Genomic DNA, 17,544 nt, shown 5'->3' with positions numbered 1-17,544 from the left:
GAGCTTCACCCATGCGCCTTCTCGGCAAAGCGCTCACCTTCGACGACGTGTTGTTGGTGCCAGCGTTCTCCCAGGTCCTGCCCAAGGACACCTCTCTCGCCACCCGTTTTTCCCGCAACATCGCGCTGAATCTGCCGCTGGTCTCCGCCGCGATGGACACGGTGACCGAGGCACGCCTCGCCATCGCGATCGCGCAGGAAGGCGGCATCGGCATCGTGCACAAGAACTTCACCGCTGCCGAGCAGGCCGCGCAGGTGGCCAAGGTGAAGCGCTACGAATCGGGCGTGTTGCGCGATCCCGTGGTGATCACGCCCACGCACACCGTGCTGCAGGTCATGCAGTTGTCCGACGAACTCGGCATCTCGGGCTTCCCGGTGCTCGACGGCGGCAAGGTGGTCGGCATCGTCACGGGGCGCGACCTGCGCTTCGAGAACCGCTACGACGTGCCGGTGAGCGAGATCATGACGCCGCGCGAAAAGCTCATCACCGTGCCCGACGGCACCACGCTGGCCGAAGCCAAGGCGCTGCTCAACAAGCACAAGCTCGAACGTCTGCTGGTCATCAACAGCGCGTGGGAGCTCAAGGGCCTGATCACCGTCAAGGACATCACCAAGCAGACGAGCTTTCCCAACGCGGCGCGCGACCCAAGCGGTCGCCTGCGCGTGGGCGCGGCGGTCGGAGTGGGCGAGGGCACCGAAGAGCGCGTCGAGGCGCTGGTGAAGGCTGGCGTCGATGCGATCGTGGTCGACACCGCGCACGGCCACAGCGCCGGCGTGATCGAGCGCGTGCGCTGGGTCAAGAAAAACTATCCGCAGGTCGACGTGATCGGCGGCAACATCGCCACCGGCGACGCCGCGCGTGCGCTGGCCGACGCTGGCGCAGACGCGGTCAAGGTCGGCATCGGCCCTGGCTCCATCTGCACCACGCGCATCGTGGCCGGCGTGGGCGTCCCGCAGATCATGGCGGTGGACAACGTGGCCACCGCGCTGCAGGGCACCGGCATTCCACTGATCGCCGACGGCGGTATCCGCTATTCGGGCGACATCGCCAAGGCCATTGCTGCGGGCGCCAGCACCGTGATGATGGGCGGCATGTTCGCGGGCACCGAAGAGGCGCCCGGCGAGATCGTGCTGTTCCAGGGCCGCAGCTACAAGAGCTACCGCGGCATGGGCTCCATTGGCGCCATGCAGCAGGGCAGCGCCGACCGCTACTTTCAGGAATCCACCACCGGCAATCCCAACGCCGACAAGCTGGTGCCTGAAGGCATCGAAGGCCGCGTGCCCTACAAGGGTTCGATGGTCTCCATCGTCTACCAGATGTCGGGCGGCTTGCGTGCCAGCATGGGCTACTGCGGCTGCGCGACGATCGAGGACATGAAGAACAAGGCCGAGTTCGTGGAGATCACCACGGCCGGTATCCGCGAGAGCCACGTGCACGACGTGCAGATCACGAAAGAAGCGCCGAACTATCGGGCTGAGTAAATGAGCCCCCACGCTCCCCACTGCGTGTGGTTCGCTGCCCCCCGAGGGGGCCGCAGGCCGGCTTGGGGCGGCCCGGCGCCGGCCTGAACCTAATCTGGCCAGACCTTGAAAGTCAGGCCAGATTGGCATTAGAATTTGGGCCAGATTCAAACTTTCTGGCCCAAATGCAATCCATCGGCATCGCCGAAGCCAAGAACAACTTCTCTGCCCTGATCGACTTGGTCGAAAAGGGCGAGGAGGTTCGCATCACCCGCCACGGCAAGGAAGTCGTGCGCATGCTGCCGGTGCGGCGCAAGCCGGTCATCACCGACGAGCAGATCGAGCGCGAGCTCGGCCAGATCGACGCATTGCACGCCACCATCCAGCCGGGCCTTTCGGTGCGTGCGCTGCTCGACGAAGGGCGCCAATCGTGACAGCCTTCGTCATGGACGCCTCCGTCACCGCCGCCTGGCTGCTGCCAGACCAGGCCAGCGAACACACCCGCAAGCTCTACGCCGCCATCCGCCGCGACGAGGTCGAGCCGCAGGCGCCCAATGCCTGGCAGTGGGAGTGCGCCAACATCCTTGCCAACGGCGTGCGCAGCGGCCGCATTCCCGCGTCCGCGGTCGAAGGGCTGTGGAGCGTGCTCGACGCCATCCGCCACCGCGTCGAACTGCACGAGCTCGCGCCGGCGCAGCACAAGGCCGTGCTGGCCGTGGCCATCGACGCCGGTGTGTCGCTCTACGACGCGGGCTATCTCTGGCTCGCGCGCTCGCTCAATCTCCCGCTCGCTACTTTCGACGAGCAACTCGTCCAGGCCGCGCCGCAAGCGGGCGTGAAGCTGTTCGACATTTCAACGCTCTGACCGAGTCTTCTCCATGCAACACGACAAGATCCTCATCCTCGATTTCGGCTCGCAAGTCACGCAGCTCATCGCACGCCGCGTGCGCGAAGCACACGTGCTCAGCGAAGTGCATCCCTGCGACGTCACCGACGAGTGGGTGCGTGAGTACGCGGCCGACGGGCACCTCAAGGGCGTGATTCTTTCGGGCAGCCACGCCAGCGTGTACGAAGAGACCACCGACAAGGCCCCGCAAGCCGTGTTCGACCTGGGCGTGCCGGTGCTGGGCATCTGCTACGGCATGCAGACCATGGCACACCAGCTCGGCGGCAAGGTCGAAGGCGGCCACAAGCGCGAGTTCGGCTTTGCGGCCGTGCGTGCCCACGGCCACACCGCGCTGCTGAAGGACATCGCCGACTTCACCACGCCCGAAGGCCACGGTATGCTCAACGTGTGGATGAGCCACGGCGACAAGGTCACCGAGCTGCCCCCGGGCTTCAAGCTCATGGCCTCGACCGACAGCTGCCCGATCGCCGGCATGGCCGACGAGGCGCGGCGCTACTACGCGCTGCAGTTCCACCCCGAAGTCACCCACACGGTGCAGGGCAAGGCGATCATCGAGCGCTTCGTGCTCGGCATCTGCGAAGCCAAGCCCGACTGGGTCATGCGCGACCACATCGCCGAAGCCGTGCAGAAGATCCGTGAGCAGGTGGGCGATGAAGAAGTCATCCTCGGCCTCTCGGGCGGTGTCGATTCGAGCGTGGCTGCCGCGCTCATTCACCGCGCCATCGGCGACCAGCTGACCTGCGTGTTCGTCGACCACGGCCTGCTGCGTCTGAACGAAGGCGACATGGTCATGGAGATGTTCGAAGGCAAGCTGCACGCGAAGGTCATTCGCGTGGACGCCAGCGACCTGTTCCTTGGCAAGCTCGCCGGCGTGAGCGACCCCGAAGCCAAGCGCAAGATCATCGGCGGCGAGTTCGTCACGGTGTTCAAGCAGGAAGCCGCGAAGCTGAAAGCCGGCGATGGTGGGCACAAGGGCGCGACCTTCCTGGCGCAAGGCACGATCTATCCGGACGTGATCGAATCGGGCGGCGCCAAGAGCAAGAAAGCCGTCACCATCAAGAGCCACCACAACGTCGGCGGCCTGCCCGAGCAGCTGGGTCTCAAGCTGCTCGAGCCGCTGCGCGACCTGTTCAAGGACGAAGTGCGCGAACTCGGCGTGGCGCTCGGCCTGCCGCCCGAGATGGTGTACCGCCATCCGTTCCCCGGCCCGGGCCTGGGCGTGCGCATCCTCGGCGAAGTGAAGAAGGAATACGCCGACCTGCTGCGCCGCGCCGACGCGATCTTCATCGAGGAACTGCGCAACTTCAAGGACGAGACCGGCAAGAGCTGGTACGACCTCACGAGCCAGGCCTTCACCGTGTTCCTGCCCGTCAAGAGCGTGGGCGTGATGGGCGACGGCCGCACCTATGACTACGTCGTCGCGCTGCGCGCCGTGCAGACCAGCGACTTCATGACCGCCGACTGGGCCGAGTTGCCGTATGCGCTGCTCAAGAAGGTGTCGGGCCGGATCATCAATGAGGTGCGCGGGATCAACCGGGTGACCTACGATGTGTCGAGCAAGCCGCCGGCGACGATCGAGTGGGAGTGAGGGGCGAAAGCACCGGATTGGCCTGTCGCAGTGACCAACGCACACAGGCTTTTCTTCGCGATTCGGCCTGATCTCGAAGCCCAATCAATGGCGGTCGATGCGGCGCAACGGCGGATGAACGCCGGTGGCCTGTCCGGAGGTCAAGTAGCGCCGAAGCATTTGCACGTCACGCTTCACTGGTTGGGTGACCATGGGGTCGTATCGCACGAACTGCTGTGCCGAGCGAAGGAGGCGGGCGACCGTGTCGAGATGGAGCCCTTCGGTGTCGGTTTCAACCGCGTGGGCAGCCTGGGCCCAGGGTTGGGTGGCCTTGCGCTGACCGGCGCGGCGGAACTCAAGAAGCTGCGCCAGTTTCAACGCATTTTGGCGACGACGATGGAAGCCGCGGGAATCGGCCAGCACGTACGCAAGCGGTTTAACCCACATGTGAGCTTGTTGTATTGCAAGCAATATGTGGTCCCAGAACCGATCGCGCCGATTCGCTGGCGAGTGAATGAACTGGTGTTGATAGACAGCCTGCTTGGCTGCGGTAGACATGTCGACTTAGGCAACTGGCCGTTGCGAAGCCGGCAGATGAATTTCAGTGACTGGTGACCTGCTGCACGTCGGCGAGAGGGTCTCAAGACGGGCTCGTCTTGTTCGCCTTAAGTTGAATGGCGTGGCATCGATTCATCAACGTTTCAAAAGGCTCGGCCTCGTCGAGTAACAGACCGTCATCGACCATATTTTGGTAGTCGGTAGCCAGGTTGGCCAGGGCACCGTCGTCGGGCACGAGGCGCAGACTGCCCGAGACGGCGGCGTGGTAGTCGATCGGGTCGCCATTAGGGCTCTTCTCCGCAAAGAAAATGCTCTTGTGATCGGCCACTGCCTTCGCTAGCGCCGTCTCTGCGATCGCGGAGTCGACGAAGCCGGCTGCATCCAGGCGGGTCACGTCGTGCCAGTGACGGGCAAACCGGTCACCGCCCCGAAAGACACCTTGCGCGCAGAAGACGTGGATTGCCGTGGCCTTCTCCCAGAAGGTTCGCTCGGCGCGCATCACCTGCGGCGTCGCTTCGGGAAACTCCAGGCCCGGCAGGTGCGCAGCGGCATCGCACCGGACAGAGCGAGGTTCGCAGGGATCACCTGTAGACCGCGCACCGAACTCCAGCATGACCGCTGACGCGACATAACCGGTTCCCGAGGCAAGCGGTGCGGAACGACTTCGGTGCGCACCCATTCGACCAGACGCGCGCGGATCTCCTTGCTCCACCTCTTTTCCTGGATCTTGCTGGCTGGGAGCGGTGTACCCGCGTCGCCGATCAGATCGGCAGCGATGGCGCGGATGTCGTAAGTGAGATCCACGTCCTCGGAGAAGCGCTGAATAACTCCGTAGGCCTTCGAGAGGGATGTGCCGCCCTTGAAGACGAGATGCGACGCATAAGGCGCTGCAAAAATATGCCGGAGCGACCACACCACCCAGATGTCTTTTTCCAAGAGGTGCGGAGGGCGCCCGGATGCGTCGGCGGCCTGAACAAGGGCCTCCAGGCGTTCTTCGGCGGAGAGCGCAAAGAATTCAGCCATGCGGCACCAGGGCGCTGACCTCCTGCGCCATCCACGTTGGCAGGCGCGCGCGCGCCGACACCACCTCCTTTATCTCGGCCGAAGGCAGTTTTGCGCCCAGCGCGCGGAGCGCCTCACCGGCTTTTTTTGGGCCCAGCCACGCCAGCGCTCGTACCACATCGCCGGCCGCGCGGCCGGGGAATATCAGTTGCCACACCGGCGCATGCCGCAACTCCACTGTCTGCGCGCCCAACTTCAAACGACGGCTGGGGCCCGACGTCAGGTAAACGGCCCTCATGGGTACCTGCGTGGTGAGGCCCAACGCGTTGGCGGCGGCCGCGCCGTGCGGCACGATCGTTTCTCCCCGTTGAGAAGCCAGCCCCTCAACCATCTTGACGGCAGACGGCGCCCGGGAGCCGAAGCGGCTCTCCATCGGCAGGACATAGATACCGCGGCCCACCCGTAGCAGTGCGCCGCGTCGCACGAGGCGCGACAAAACCTGGTCCACGGCGGCCCGGTTCGCCAAGTGCAGCAGTTCCTTCGCGACCAAGGGCGAGCCTTCCGGCAACCCGGCGGCGTGCTCCAGAACTTGTTTTGCGAGGGTTTGCATGACGGGAACTCGTAGTGTCAGAAGTATGGATTATCTTCTGACACTTTTCAACTGGCCAGACGATCCGACGGGTTGGGCCGCCGGTTGTTGGAGTGGGATCGAGGGCTGAAAAAACTGGGCACCGCCAGGCAGGCGGAAGCTCGCTCAAGTCGCCACGACGATCGGAAATCGCGCCTGCAATCCGCCATCCGTCCCACGCTCGAAAGGCACGGTAACGGCGTCCCTTGCAGCTTGGGGAAGATTGCGCCAAAGAAAGTCGCGCGCGTTGCCCGGGTCGCCGGCCACATAGAGCTGCGTGGTCAGCAGTTCGCGCGTGCCGAGCTTCACCTTGACGTGAATGTGCGGCGTGCGGCCGCTGTAGGCCACGGGCCGGATGGTGCGAAAGCGCCAGCTGCCGTCCTCGCCCACGGCGACGCGGCCGAAGCCCTGGAAAGCGGCGTCGGCCCGGTCGCCGTCGCCCGGGTGGTGGTAGTGGCCGTTTTCGTCGCATTGCCAGATCTCGACCTGCGCGCCGCGCAGCGGCTTGCCGTCCAGATCGGTCACGGTGCCGTCGACCCAGGCCGGCTGGCCGCGGCGATAGCTCAGCGTGCCGTTGCGCAGCAGGTCGTTGTCGGAATCCTGCGGCAGCCGGACCGGATAGAACGGTCCTTCGGTCTGCGAAGGCGTTGCGAGCCGCGTCGCCGCCGGCTGCGCACGGGCGCCCAGCCAGAGCGCGGGCGCGGCAGCCAGCGCCGCGGCGACGGTGCGCCGGGGAAGGCCGTGTTCTGGTGTGATGTTCATGGTCCATCAGAGCCGGGCCGCTGGCGCGAGTTCCGCTCCGACCCGAATGTCAGCGTGCCGGACTTTTGAACCTGCTGCGCGCGTGTGCCGCCTTGGCCCGGACCACGCAGCCGGGTGCGTGGTCGTTGATGAGGCCCATCGCCTGCATGAAGGCGTATACCGTGGTCGGCCCGACGAACTTCCAGCCGAGTTTCTTCAATGCCTTGGACAGTGCAATGGACGCCTCGGAGGTCGAAGCGGTCTGCGGTTCGGCGAGCTGCGCTGCATCCGGCTCATGGCTCCAGAAGAATGAAGCCAGAGAGCCGTGAAGGGCGACGAGTTCCTGCGCCCGGGCGGCGTTGTGGATCACGGCCTCGATCTTGCCGCGGTGGCGCACGATGCCTGGGTCCTGCAGCAGGCGTTCGACGTCTCGCGCGGTGAAGCGGGCGATCTTGTCGAAGTCGAACTCATGGAACGCCGCGCGGAAGTTCTCCCGCTTGGCCAGAATGGTGCGCCAGCTCAGGCCTGACTGAAAACCTTCAAGGCAGATCTTCTCGAACAGGCGCTTGTCGTCTGCCACCGGATAGCCCCATTCGGTGTCGTGATAGGCCAGGAATTCGGGTGCGGTTGCGCACCAGCGGCAGCGGGGGTGGCCGTCGGGGCCGTTGATCAGTGTGTCCATGTGTTGAGATGGCGGTCGGTCATCTGTAATTCTGCGTTTCCTGAAGCTTGAATCTACCTTGCCCATGCCCGAACAACTTCTACTTCCCGGCATCGATCCGCCGCCGCCGCCGCCACCGCCACCGCCACCTCTGCGTCGTGCACGAATCACCGTGCCACGCAAGGAGCGGCGAATCCGCTCGCTGTTCTTCGCGATCTACCCGCACCCCGAAGATGCGGCGTCGATTGCCAGGCTGGGTGCGCGGCTCCGGGAACGGCATGCGCTGAAGGAAAAGCTGACCGAGGTGCATCGGCTGCATGTCACGCTGCATCATCTCGGAAACTATTCGACGGCGGTGCCGCGCGAGAAGGTGCAGGCCGCGCTCGAGGCCGCAGCCACCCTGGCGCCGCCATCGTTCGACGTGGTGTTCGACACGGCCATGCGGTTCGAGGGCAGCAAGGCGTTCGTGCTATGCGGCGACGACAACGGCACTTCAGCACTTGCGGCGTTCAGGCAGCATCTTGGCGAGGCGCTGGCGGACGCGGGCTTCAAGCCCGAGCATGGCTTTACGCCTCATATGACCCTGGCCTATACGCCACGGAAAATCAAGAGTCATTCCATCGAGCCGGTCCGGTGGAAGGCCGATTCGTTCTCGCTGATCGAAAGCCACGTGGGCGAAAGTATCCATGAGGTGCTCGGCCAATGGCCTTCGGCCCGGCCTGCCTGAGGTGCTGGCGATCGAGCCGCAGGAACACGGTTGGGCCAACTGTTGTGCACCGAGTCCGCGCGATCTGTACCTGTTCTTCGCAACGCGGCTGGCGACAATGGGGCTTCATTGGATGGAAGCCTCATGACAGCGCAGACAAGAGACCAGATTGCCGACAGCATCGCCGCCGAGCTGGGCCACAGCTTCGAGGGCGAACTCGTGGCCGGAGGCCACTACGCACCCATCGTGCGCGATGGGAACACGCTCTACACCAGCGGCCAGGTACCGCGCGTGGGCACCACGGTGGTCGTCACCGGCCGCGTGGGCGACCAGGTGTCGCTCGACAACGCGCGCGAAGGCGCGCAGATCTGCGCCTTGCGCTGCCTGACGCTGCTGCGGCGCGAGCTCGGCTCACTCGATGGTATCGACAAGCTCCTGCGCGTCGGCGTTTTCGTGCAGTGCAGCGCCGATTTCACGCAGCAGAGCGAAGTGGCCGATGCGGCGTCCGACCTGCTGCACCGCGTGTTCGGCGATGTGGGTGTGCATGTACGCACGGCGGTCGGCGTCTATCAGCTGCCGAAGAATGCGAGCGTCGAATTGGAGATGACGGTCGCTGCCAAAGGCGACAACGCCTGAAGCCTACGCGGCCTGAAGCCGGCGCGACGGGTCGGTGCTGTGCAGGTACACCGCGAAGGTGTCCCATGGCAGCCCGACCGATTGCTGCGACATGAGTCGCCCGACCTCGCCGCGGTGATAGCCGCCGTGGGTGACGACATGGGCCAGCATTTCCTCGCGCGTCATGAAGCCCTTGTCGCCATCGGTGAAGGTGAAGGGCACGCGTTTTGAGAGCGTTTCAGGCGTCGCTGATTCCAGGTAGTCGAGGTACCAGCGGTCGAGGGCGGCAACAGAGGCGCGAAGGTCCCGCAGCGTGGGCGTGTCCTGCGTGTTGTCCGCGGCAAAGCCGTGCGGCCTGCCGGTGAGGTGCGCCGCGAAGATCTGGTCCACCACATGGCAGTGATTCATCAGGCGGAGGGCGGCGTGCCGCGCGTCCCCATGTCGCTCCGGATCGAAACCCTCCATCTTTTCGAGCAGTTCGTCGTTGGCCCAGGCGCGGTAGCCGAAGAGGGTGCGGAGCAATGACAGGGAGCTCATGGCCAAGTGTTCCTGTGTGGGAGTCACGGTCATGCTACGTGAATAGGATTTCCTGTCTACCCGGAACGTGGCGGCAGATCGACGATGTCCCGCGCGAGCGACGCGATCGTCAGCGGCGCGCATCCCTCGGCGTTGTTGCTCACGGTGACGAAGGCGTTCTGGCCCGCGCGCGTGGTGCCGGAGATCACCTTGGCCAGCGCCGCGCGGGTCTCGGGGTCGGGATCGACGATCTTGTCGAACGGGCCATACAGCTTCTCCGCATCTTCATAGCCGAAGCGCCCATGCCGGCGGTGCAAATTCCAGCGGCACACCAGCGGCCCGGGCCACAGCGCACGCAGCATCGGCAGCTGGTCTTCGATGGGCGGCATCTTCGCGTGCAGGCCCATGCAGAAGGTGGCGCCCACGCTGCGCAGCATGTCGGCGAAGGCGGGGCACAGCAATTGCGGGTCGCGCACTTCGACGGCAATCACGGCGTCGGGTGCGACCGGCTTCAGGCCGGGCAGCGCTTCGAGCATTTTGCCGATGCGCGCGAGGAGGGCGGGCTGGTCGGCCAGCAGCTGCGAAGGAATCGGGCTCAGCTGAAACACCAGCGCGCCGATGCGGTGGCCCAGGCCTTCGAGTGCGGGTTGCACGAACTCCTGGATGGCGATCTCGCTGTTCAGGAACACCGGGTTCACCTGCGTTCCGCGGCCGCTTTCATCGCGTACGGTGGCATCGGTCACCAGGCTCGGCGCCTTCACCACGAAGCGGAAGTCGTCCGGCACCATGGCCGCATAGCGTGCGTACTGGCTCGCGGTGAGGGCGCGGTAGAAGTTGCGGTCCAGGCTCACGGTGCGAAAAAGCGGGTGCCTCGCCAATGCGGCGAGGCCGCTCTTCGAGAGCACGGTTTCGGCGTAATCGCCGTCCCAGACGAGATTGGCCCAGCCGGGATAGCTCCATGAAGAGGTGCCGAGCCGAAGCCCGGGCGGGAGCGCCGCGGCCAGTTCGACGAGCGCCGGATCGATCGGCGCCGGCGCCACGGCGGCGCCGCGTGTCTTCTTGCGGGCCGGCGGCTCGGCGGCTGGCTCGGCCGGAAGAGGCGGCGGCGGCGCAGGCGCCTCTGGCGGGCGCGGGAGATCGGGAAAAAGGGAGTCCTGCAGTTCAGCCATGTCTGGGCCCGCATTCTCGGCCAACATCGGCCGGGCCCGCAGCGAGAGGCACAATCCGCGCCATGAAACAGTGGTTGCGCGCGCAGGGTGGATGGTGGCTGGCATGGCTCGCCCTGACGGGCGTGGGCGCCGTGTGGCTTGCGCGTGCCGAGCTCGCGCAGATGCAGCAGGATTTCGGCTCCGACGTGCGCATTGCCCACCGCATCATGAGCCAGCAGGTGGTGCAGTACGACGCGGTGCTGGCCACGGTCGCACTGCTGGAGCCCGGCACCGGCGCGGACCATCCGGAGCAACGCCTGCCGTCGGTCTATCCGTCGATCCTGCGCGTACTGCGGCGCGGAGGTGACGAGCCCTGGCCCGACGAAAAGCAGGCCGGTGCATTGGCTGCCGCGGAAGCGCGTTCGCGCAGCCAGCGCCGCGCCGAACTGGCAGCGCTCGATCTTGCGCGCGGCCGCTACCAGCTCGTGATCGGTGCCACGCCTTTCAGCTACGCCCTCGAGATCGACCTGGCCGGTTCCGTGCCGTGGCGCGACTGGCCCATGGACCCGCAGCGCAGCCCGGTGCGCCTCGGCCTGCAGCGCGACGGACAGCAACTGGTGCTGCAGCCCGGCCGGCCGGTGGCGGGTGGCTGGCGCTTCGATCTCACGAAAGCGCTGGCGTCTCCGAGCCAGCCATTCGAACTCGTGGCCGTGCGCCACGTGGGCTGGGGCGAATTGCCCTGGCGCAGCATGGCCGGCTGGGCCGCGGCCGTGGGCTTGCTGCTGGCGGGCCTTTGGGGCGCGCAGCGGCAGCGCATTGCGCGCCGCCGCGCCGAAGAGCTGCTGCGGCTCGGCCAGGTGGCGCGCCTCAACGCGCTGGGCGAACTCTCGGCGGGCCTCGCGCACGAACTCAACCAGCCGCTCACGGCGGTGCTCGCCAACGCCCAGGCCGCGCGCCGCCTGCTGGACGACGATCCGCCCGACCTGGCCACGGCACGCGATGCCATGGGGCAGGCGGTCGAGCAGGCCCGTCGCGCAGCCGGCGTGGTCGGCCGGTTGCGCCGCGTCATCGAACGGCCCGAGGCCGAGGGCGAAGTTCGCCCGCTCGTGCTGCAGGAGCTGGTTCGCAGCGCAATGCATCTGCTGGCGCCCGAGTTCGCGAAGCGCGCGGTGTCGGCGCAGTTCGACGCCACCGCGCAAGCGCCCGTGCGCGTGCAGGCCGACGCCGTGGCGCTCGAGCAGATCGTGCACAACCTGCTGATGAATGCGTTGCAGGCGCTGGAACTCGTGCCCGCGTCCGAGCGCAGGCTGGCGGTCTCGGTCGGCCGCAACGGCCAGGAGGGCGTGTTGACCGTGACGGACAACGGCCGCGGCATTGCACCCGAAGCCATGCCGCGCCTCTTCGAGCCCTTCTTCAGCACGCGCGAGGGCGGCCTGGGTCTTGGCCTCAGCCTGAGCGAGACGCTGGCGAGCGGCATGGGCGGCAGCCTGAGCGCCGCCAACGTGGCGCCGCGCGGTGCGCGCTTCACGCTGGCGCTGCCTCTGGTGGCACGGTCGGCGGGGCATCCGGCATGAATGCCTCGGCCACCCATGAGCCGCAGTCGCCGCTCATTCACCTGATCGACGACGACCAGGCGGTGCGCGAAAGCCTCTCGCTGCTGATCGGCACGGTCGGCCTGCGTGTGCAGGGCTGGGCCGATCCGCAAGCCTTCATCGACGGCTTCGACCGTGCGGGCGTGGGCGCCATCGTGCTCGACGTGCGCATGCCCGGCATCAGCGGGCTCACCGTGCTGGACCGGCTGGTGGCGCAGGGCGTCGACCAGCCGGTGATCATGCTGACCGGCCATGGCACGGTCGAGATGTGCCGCCGCGCCTTCAAGGCCGGCGCGGCCGAGTTCCTCGAGAAGCCGGTGGACGACGAGCAACTGCTCGAGGCGCTGCAGCAGGCGGTGCGCCAGCATGTGCGCTCGCGCGAACGCTCGCAGGCCGACCAGGCGGCGCGCGAGCGGGTCGCGCAGCTGTCGGAACGCGAGCGCGAGGTGCTGGCCTTCATCGCGCAGGGCCTCACCAACAAGGAAATTGCGCGCACGCTCGCGCTGTCGCCGCGCACGGTCGAGACGCACCGCGCCAATGTCTTCGCCAAGCTCGACTGCGACTCGCTCGCGCAGCTGATCCGGCGCTACGCCGTGCTGGTGGCCGGGGACGCCTGAAACCCGGTGCTCCGTAGTTCTACGGAGCGCCGGGCGTAGCCGTACGAATGGCCTCGGCCGCCGGTGTTTTCTACAGTGGCGCAGCCGCCGGCAACTCGCCGGCGCAATCACCCTGCATCCACTGGAGAAATCAAAAAATGCGTTCCATTCTTCGCCTCGGCGGCCTCGCTGTTCTGCTCGCCGCATCGGCCGCCCAAGCCCAGACGCCGGCTCCCGCCGTGCGCACCGACAAGAACATCTCGCTCGGGCTGGCCAACCAGATCGCGGCCGAAGCCGTGGCGGCCTGCGCCGCCAACGGCTACAACGTGGCCGCCACCGTGGTCGACCGCGCCGGCACCGTGCGCGCCGTGCAGCGTGCCGACAACGCCGGCCCGCACACGCTGGCGTCGAGCGAGCGCAAGGCCTGGACCTCGGCATCGGCCAAGAGCGCGACCCAGGCCATGATGGAAGGCGCGCAGAAGAACCCCGGCGCCGCGAACCTCGTCTACCTGCCGGGCTTCCTGTTGCTGGGCGGCGGCGTCCCGGTGAAGTCGGGCAACGACGTGATCGGCGCCGTGGGCGTGGGCGGTGCGCCGGGCGGCAACCTGGACGACCAGTGCGCCAACGCGGCGCTCGAAAAGGTCAAGGGCCTCCTGGGTTGATGATGAAGCGCGGTATCTGGTCCGGCGTGTTGGCGGTCGCGCTCGGCGTGGGCGCATCGGCCAGCGTGTGGCCCCAGGTGCCGCCGCTGTCGGCCGAGGTGCTGGCCTATGAAGGGCTGCACCGGGCCGCCGGGCATGGCGATCTGCCGAAGCTCAAGAGCCTGATCGCCTCCGGCGCCAACCTCGATGCGCGCGATGCGCGGGGCCGCACGCCCTTGCACGTCGCCACCCATGCCCGGCAGCGCGAGGCGGTGAAGCTGCTCGCCAAGGCGGGCGCAAACCTCGATGCGCTCGAAGACGACCGTTACGACGCGGTGACCATCGCGTCGGTGGCCGACGACCCCGCGACGCTCGCGCTGCTGCTGTCGCTCGGCGCCAGCGCGGGGCAGGTGACGAGCCGCTACGACGGCACCGCGCTGATCGCCGCCGCGCACCTGGGCCATGACGAGGTGGTGCGCCGCCTGATCACGGCCGGCGCGCCGCTCGACCACGTCAACAACCTGCACTGGACGGCAGTGATCGAAGCCATCGTGCTCGGCGACGGCGGCCCGCGCCACCAGCGTACGCTGGCTGCGCTGATCGATGCCGACGCCAACCTGAAGCTGACCGACCGCCAGGGCAACACGCCGCTGCAGCTGGCCAAGGCCCGCGGCTACACGGCCATGGTCAAGCTGCTGGAAGCGCCGCGCCCGACAAGATAGCGGCGGCTCAGGGACAATCGGTGACTCGCCAAGAGGAAACCGACCCATGTACATGCCCCCGCAGTTCAATGCCAAGGACCCGGCCATCGCGCTGGAGCTGATGCACGCGCATCCCTTCGCCAGCCTGATCTCGAACGACGACGACGGCCTGCCGTTCGTCACGCACCTGCCGCTGGTCGCCGAGCAGCAGGAGGGCGACCAGCTGGTGCTGCTGGGCCACTGCGCCAAGCCCAACCCGCATTGGCGCTACCTGCAGGCGCGGCCGCAGGCGGTCGCCACTTTTCTCGGCCCGCATTCGTACCTGTCGCCCTCGGTCTACCCTGATCTGGCGCGCGTGCCGACCTGGAACTACCTCACGGTCCACTGCACTGTCGAGGCCCGGCTGATCGAGGAGCCCATGGCCAAGGACGCCTTGCTCAAGAAGCTCATCGGCGAGCACGAGCCCGGCTACGCGCAGCAGTGGCGCGACCTGGGTGAGGAATTCCAGCTCAAGATGCTGGCCGGCATCGTGGGCTTCGAGCTGCGCGTGCGTTCATTGCAGTGCAAGGTCAAGCTCAACCAGCATCGGCGCGAATCGCATGCCGCCATGCATGCCGTCTACAGCGCCGGCACACCCGACGAGAAGGCACTGGCGGCGTGGATGGAGCGCCTCGGCATGACGACGGCCGACGCGCCTGTGGCGGAAGGAAGCTGAGATGCGCATGTTCGGATTGCTCGGCCTGGTGCTGGCGCTCGTGATCGTCGGGATGATCGCGAAGAAGCAACTGGCCACCGCCGCGGCCCCCGTATTGCCGTCGGTGCCAGGTGCCGCCGCGCCCGCGCCGGGCGAGGCGCCTGCCGACGCGCGTACACAGGCCCAGCAGGTGCAAAAGCAGGTCAAGGACGCGCTCGACGCCGCGGCGCAGGCGCGCAAGATGCCGGATGACAACTGAGCCGAAAACGCCTTCCGAAACAAGTGGCGACGCGCGCTGGATGGCGCTGGCGCTGGCCGAGGCGGGCCGGGCGGCCGAGGCCGGCGAGGTGCCGGTGGGCGCGGTGCTGGTCAAGGATGGCCAGATCATCGCAACAGGCCGCAACTCGCCCGTCGCGCAGCATGACCCGAGCGCCCACGCCGAAATCAACGCGCTGCGCGCCGGTGCCGCGGCGCTCGGCAACTATCGCCTCGACGGCTGCGAGCTGTTCGTCACGCTCGAGCCCTGCGCCATGTGCGCGGGCGCCATGCTGCATTCGCGCCTGGCGCGCGTGGTGTTCGGCGCGGCCGACCCCAAGACCGGCGCGGCGGGTTCGGTGCTCGATCTTTTTGCCGAACCCCGGCTGAATCACCGCACGCAAGTGCAGGGCGGCGTGTTGGCGGCGGAGTGCAGCGCGGTGCTGCAGCAATTTTTTCAGCAGCGCCGCGAGACGGCGCGCGAGCAGGCCGAGCCGTTGCGCGACGACGCGCTGCGCACGCCGGCCGAACGCTTCGACGCGCTTGGCGACTACGCCTTCGAACCGCACTACATCCAGGATCTGCCCGGCCTGAACGGCTGGCGCCTGCACTACGTCGACGAAGGTACCCGCCACGAGCAGACGGCCTGCTGCGTCTGCCTGCACGGCCCCGGCGAATGGGGCTACTTTTTCCGCCATCTCGCCGGCATGCCCGGACTCCGCACGCTGGTGCCCGACCTGATCGGCTTCGGCAAGAGCGACAAGCCCAAGCGCGAAGCGGCGCACCGGCTCGAATGGCACTGCCAGGTCTTGGTGGAATGGCTCGACCGCATCGCACCGGCGCCCGTGGTGTTGGTGCACAGCGCCGCGGCCACCGGGCTCGCCGCGCTGCTCCAGGGCGCAAGGCCGGTCCATTTCGCGGCCGTGCTCCTGGCTCCCGAAGGCGGCGAACAGATTGGCGACGCCTGGCGGGCGCCGTTCCCGGACCGCGGCTACCAGGCCGCGCTGCGCGCGCTCGGGCCCCTGGCGTCGTCCTCGGGTCCCAGCGCGGCGCAGGCGGCGTTGCTTGCCGGGCAGGTGCGCAGCGCAATGGGATACTCGGCGCCGTGACCAAGAAACACATCTACATCTATTCCCCCGCCAGCGCGATTCGCGACAAAGCCGCCTTCCGCCGCGGCGTCGCAAGACTCAAGACCCTGGGCTACGAAGTCGAAATCGACGAAGCAGCGCTTGCCGCATACCAGCGGTTCGCGGGCGACGACGCGACGCGGCTCGCCGCCATTGGCCGCGCCGCGGCCAGCGGTGCGGACATTGCCCTGATCGGGCGTGGCGGCTACGGGCTCACGCGCATCCTGGACGCCATTCCCTACAAGGCCGTGGCCAAGGCCATCCAGCGCGGTACCGAATTCGTCGGGGTCAGCGACTTCACCGCCTTGCAGAGCGCGCTGCTCGCCAAGACCGGTGCCGTGACCTGGGCCGGCCCGGCGGTCGGCGAAGACTTCGGCGCTGAAGGCGGCGCGGACGACATCATGGAAGCCTGTTTCGACGACCTCGTGAGCGGGCAGGGCGAAGGCACCGGCTGGCGCATGCCGGTGCGCGATGCCGGGCTCAAGGTCAAGCCCGTGCACGACGCCACCCTCTGGGGCGGCAACCTTTGCGTGCTCACCAGCCTGCTGGGAACGCCTTACTTCCCGGCAGTCGACAAGGGCGTGCTCTTCATCGAGGACACCAACGAGCATCCATACCGCATCGAACGCATGCTCGAGCAGCTGCGCATGGCCGGCGTGCTGGCAAGGCAGCGCGCCGTCGTGTTCGGCCAGTTCACCGGCATGCGCAAGGTGCCGGGCTACGACCGCGGCTTCGGATTCGATTCGGTGGTCGACCGGCTGCGCGCCGCGCTCAAGGTGCCGGTGCTCACCGGCCTGCCGTTCGGCCACGTGCAGACCAAGGTGCTGCTCCCCGTGGGCGCCAAGGTCGAACTGGCTGCCGAAGGCCGTGACGTCTTCATGGTGTGGGGCCATCGGCATGCCCATGGGCACGACCATGCTCACGACCATGGCCACGCGCACGCCCATTGAGCAGGCAGGCTGCGGACACCAGGAAAAAAAGGGTAATGCAAAAGCGGCAGCCGAAAGCTGCCGCAGCCCGCGGGGGCTCAGTGCGTGATGCGCTGGTGGGCTCGCGGCCCCATCGAACGGGGCAGGCCGCCCTTGAACATGCTGTTGATGGCTTTCATCTGGCGACGGGCCGCGGCCTCGCCGTCGATGGCGCTCAGCGCCACCATCACGTCCTGGCGCAAATACCAGAGCGCCTCGACGTCGGTTGCAAACCGCACGCGCTGGGCAATGCGCTGAACCGAATGGCCGCCGTGCGCCTGCAGCACCGACAGCATGGCTGTGCGGATGCGGCCAAGTTGGTGCTCTCCCACGCGGCCAGACCCGAGGCCGGGAATTCCCAGAAGGCGGAGAAAGCGACGAAGGGACGACATGAGCACCAAAAGCGTATTGCCGGAAACCAGAACGGTTGCTACCTTAAGCCTCAGTCCGGCAATTCACAA

Annotated in this window: 21 protein-coding genes and 1 pseudogene; 15 read left to right on the top strand and 7 right to left on the bottom strand. The window is 67.2% G+C overall.

Going from position 1 to position 17,544, the window contains the following annotated elements; translation table 11 throughout:
• Positions 1-11: 11 nt before the first annotated feature.
• The 5 genes from guaB to BLR24_RS25670 all read left to right on the top strand — a co-directional run bounded on the left by guaB (position 12) and on the right by BLR24_RS25670 (position 4,549).
• Positions 12-1,481: an IMP dehydrogenase gene (gene guaB, locus BLR24_RS25690; RefSeq protein WP_055797099.1), complete on the top strand. Its 1,470-nt coding sequence runs from the start codon at positions 12-14 to the stop codon at positions 1,479-1,481.
• Positions 1,482-1,645: 164 nt separating this feature from the next.
• Complete coding sequence (locus tag BLR24_RS25685) at positions 1,646-1,894, top strand: type II toxin-antitoxin system Phd/YefM family antitoxin (RefSeq protein ID WP_093022666.1); 249 nt, start codon at positions 1,646-1,648, stop codon at positions 1,892-1,894.
• Between the two features lie 11 nt (positions 1,895-1,905).
• Positions 1,906-2,325: a type II toxin-antitoxin system VapC family toxin gene (locus BLR24_RS25680; protein WP_093022663.1), complete on the top strand. Its 420-nt coding sequence runs from the start codon at positions 1,906-1,908 to the stop codon at positions 2,323-2,325.
• 13 nt (positions 2,326-2,338) lie between these two features.
• Positions 2,339-3,955 carry a glutamine-hydrolyzing GMP synthase gene (guaA, locus tag BLR24_RS25675; protein ID WP_093022661.1) on the top strand — a complete coding sequence of 539 codons (1,617 nt, stop codon included), beginning with the start codon at positions 2,339-2,341 and terminating at the stop codon, positions 3,953-3,955.
• A 30-nt stretch (positions 3,956-3,985) separates the two neighbouring features.
• Positions 3,986-4,549 (top strand): 2'-5' RNA ligase family protein, encoded by a 564-nt coding sequence (locus BLR24_RS25670; protein WP_139188798.1) that lies wholly within the window; start codon positions 3,986-3,988, stop codon positions 4,547-4,549.
• A 25-nt stretch (positions 4,550-4,574) separates the two neighbouring features.
• Here the strand turns inward: BLR24_RS25670 and BLR24_RS25665 are convergent.
• From BLR24_RS25665 to BLR24_RS25650, 4 genes and pseudogenes are all read right to left on the bottom strand, one after another.
• Positions 4,575-5,515: pseudogene (locus BLR24_RS25665) on the bottom strand (nucleotidyl transferase AbiEii/AbiGii toxin family protein).
• A complete protein-coding gene (locus BLR24_RS25660; protein ID WP_093022655.1) occupies positions 5,508-6,104 on the bottom strand; it encodes a DUF6088 family protein in 597 nt (198 codons plus the stop codon). The pseudogene BLR24_RS25665 and the gene BLR24_RS25660 overlap by 8 nt, the downstream one beginning before the upstream one ends.
• 144 nt (positions 6,105-6,248) lie before the next feature.
• On the bottom strand, positions 6,249-6,884 hold the full coding sequence (locus tag BLR24_RS25655) for a protocatechuate 3,4-dioxygenase (protein ID WP_254787569.1): 636 nt from the start codon (positions 6,882-6,884) through the stop codon (positions 6,249-6,251).
• Positions 6,885-6,933: 49 nt separating this feature from the next.
• On the bottom strand, positions 6,934-7,545 hold the full coding sequence (locus BLR24_RS25650; protein ID WP_093022652.1) for a DNA-3-methyladenine glycosylase I: 612 nt from the start codon (positions 7,543-7,545) through the stop codon (positions 6,934-6,936).
• A gap of 64 nt (positions 7,546-7,609) precedes the next feature.
• On the opposite strand from BLR24_RS25650, the gene BLR24_RS25645 reads away from it, so the two are divergent.
• Together BLR24_RS25645 and BLR24_RS25640 are read left to right on the top strand one after the other, a co-directional pair.
• A complete protein-coding gene (locus BLR24_RS25645) occupies positions 7,610-8,251 on the top strand; it encodes a 2'-5' RNA ligase family protein (protein WP_093022649.1) in 642 nt (213 codons plus the stop codon).
• A 123-nt stretch (positions 8,252-8,374) separates the two neighbouring features.
• Complete coding sequence (locus BLR24_RS25640) at positions 8,375-8,866, top strand: RidA family protein (protein ID WP_093022646.1); 492 nt, start codon at positions 8,375-8,377, stop codon at positions 8,864-8,866.
• 3 nt (positions 8,867-8,869) lie between these two features.
• Here BLR24_RS25640 and BLR24_RS25635 read toward each other — a convergent pair whose 3' ends face one another.
• Positions 8,870-9,382, bottom strand: coding sequence for a DinB family protein (locus BLR24_RS25635; protein ID WP_093022886.1), 513 nt, complete (start codon positions 9,380-9,382; stop codon positions 8,870-8,872).
• 56 nt (positions 9,383-9,438) lie between these two features.
• Complete coding sequence (locus BLR24_RS25630; protein ID WP_093022884.1) at positions 9,439-10,530, bottom strand: DUF72 domain-containing protein; 1,092 nt, start codon at positions 10,528-10,530, stop codon at positions 9,439-9,441.
• Between the two features lie 62 nt (positions 10,531-10,592).
• On the opposite strand from BLR24_RS25630, the gene BLR24_RS25625 reads away from it, so the two are divergent.
• From BLR24_RS25625 to BLR24_RS25590, 8 genes are all read left to right on the top strand, one after another.
• On the top strand, positions 10,593-12,083 hold the full coding sequence (locus tag BLR24_RS25625) for a sensor histidine kinase (RefSeq protein ID WP_093022643.1): 1,491 nt from the start codon (positions 10,593-10,595) through the stop codon (positions 12,081-12,083).
• Entirely contained in the window at positions 12,080-12,718 is a 639-nt protein-coding gene (locus BLR24_RS25620) for a response regulator transcription factor (RefSeq protein WP_093022640.1), read from the top strand. Before BLR24_RS25625 ends, BLR24_RS25620 begins: the two co-directional genes overlap by 4 nt.
• A gap of 137 nt (positions 12,719-12,855) precedes the next feature.
• On the top strand, positions 12,856-13,359 hold the full coding sequence (locus BLR24_RS25615; protein WP_093022637.1) for a GlcG/HbpS family heme-binding protein: 504 nt from the start codon (positions 12,856-12,858) through the stop codon (positions 13,357-13,359).
• On the top strand, positions 13,359-14,060 hold the full coding sequence (locus BLR24_RS25610; RefSeq protein ID WP_093022634.1) for an ankyrin repeat domain-containing protein: 702 nt from the start codon (positions 13,359-13,361) through the stop codon (positions 14,058-14,060). Before BLR24_RS25615 ends, BLR24_RS25610 begins: the two co-directional genes overlap by 1 nt.
• A gap of 46 nt (positions 14,061-14,106) precedes the next feature.
• On the top strand, positions 14,107-14,754 hold the full coding sequence (locus BLR24_RS25605; RefSeq protein ID WP_093022631.1) for an FMN-binding negative transcriptional regulator: 648 nt from the start codon (positions 14,107-14,109) through the stop codon (positions 14,752-14,754).
• A 1-nt stretch (position 14,755) separates the two neighbouring features.
• Positions 14,756-14,992 (top strand): hypothetical protein, encoded by a 237-nt coding sequence (locus tag BLR24_RS25600; RefSeq protein ID WP_093022628.1) that lies wholly within the window; start codon positions 14,756-14,758, stop codon positions 14,990-14,992.
• Positions 14,982-16,097 (top strand): tRNA adenosine(34) deaminase TadA, encoded by a 1,116-nt coding sequence (gene tadA / locus BLR24_RS25595; RefSeq protein ID WP_093022626.1) that lies wholly within the window; start codon positions 14,982-14,984, stop codon positions 16,095-16,097. The genes BLR24_RS25600 and tadA overlap by 11 nt, the downstream gene beginning before the upstream one ends.
• Positions 16,094-17,065, top strand: a complete 972-nt coding sequence (locus BLR24_RS25590; protein ID WP_093022624.1) for an LD-carboxypeptidase — start codon at positions 16,094-16,096, stop codon at positions 17,063-17,065. The genes tadA and BLR24_RS25590 overlap by 4 nt, the downstream gene beginning before the upstream one ends.
• Before the next feature lie 77 nt (positions 17,066-17,142).
• Here BLR24_RS25590 and BLR24_RS25585 read toward each other — a convergent pair whose 3' ends face one another.
• The gene (locus BLR24_RS25585) at positions 17,143-17,415 is read right to left on the bottom strand and encodes a hypothetical protein (protein ID WP_254787567.1); all 273 of its coding nucleotides are present in this window, start codon (positions 17,413-17,415) and stop codon (positions 17,143-17,145) included.
• Positions 17,416-17,544: the final 129 nt, after the last annotated feature.

The organism is Variovorax sp. OV700, assembly GCF_900099805.1.
Lineage (GTDB): Bacteria > Pseudomonadota > Gammaproteobacteria > Burkholderiales > Burkholderiaceae_C > Variovorax.
Note: the sequence above shows the minus strand (reverse complement) of the source record. Positions and strands in the feature narration are given on the sequence as shown.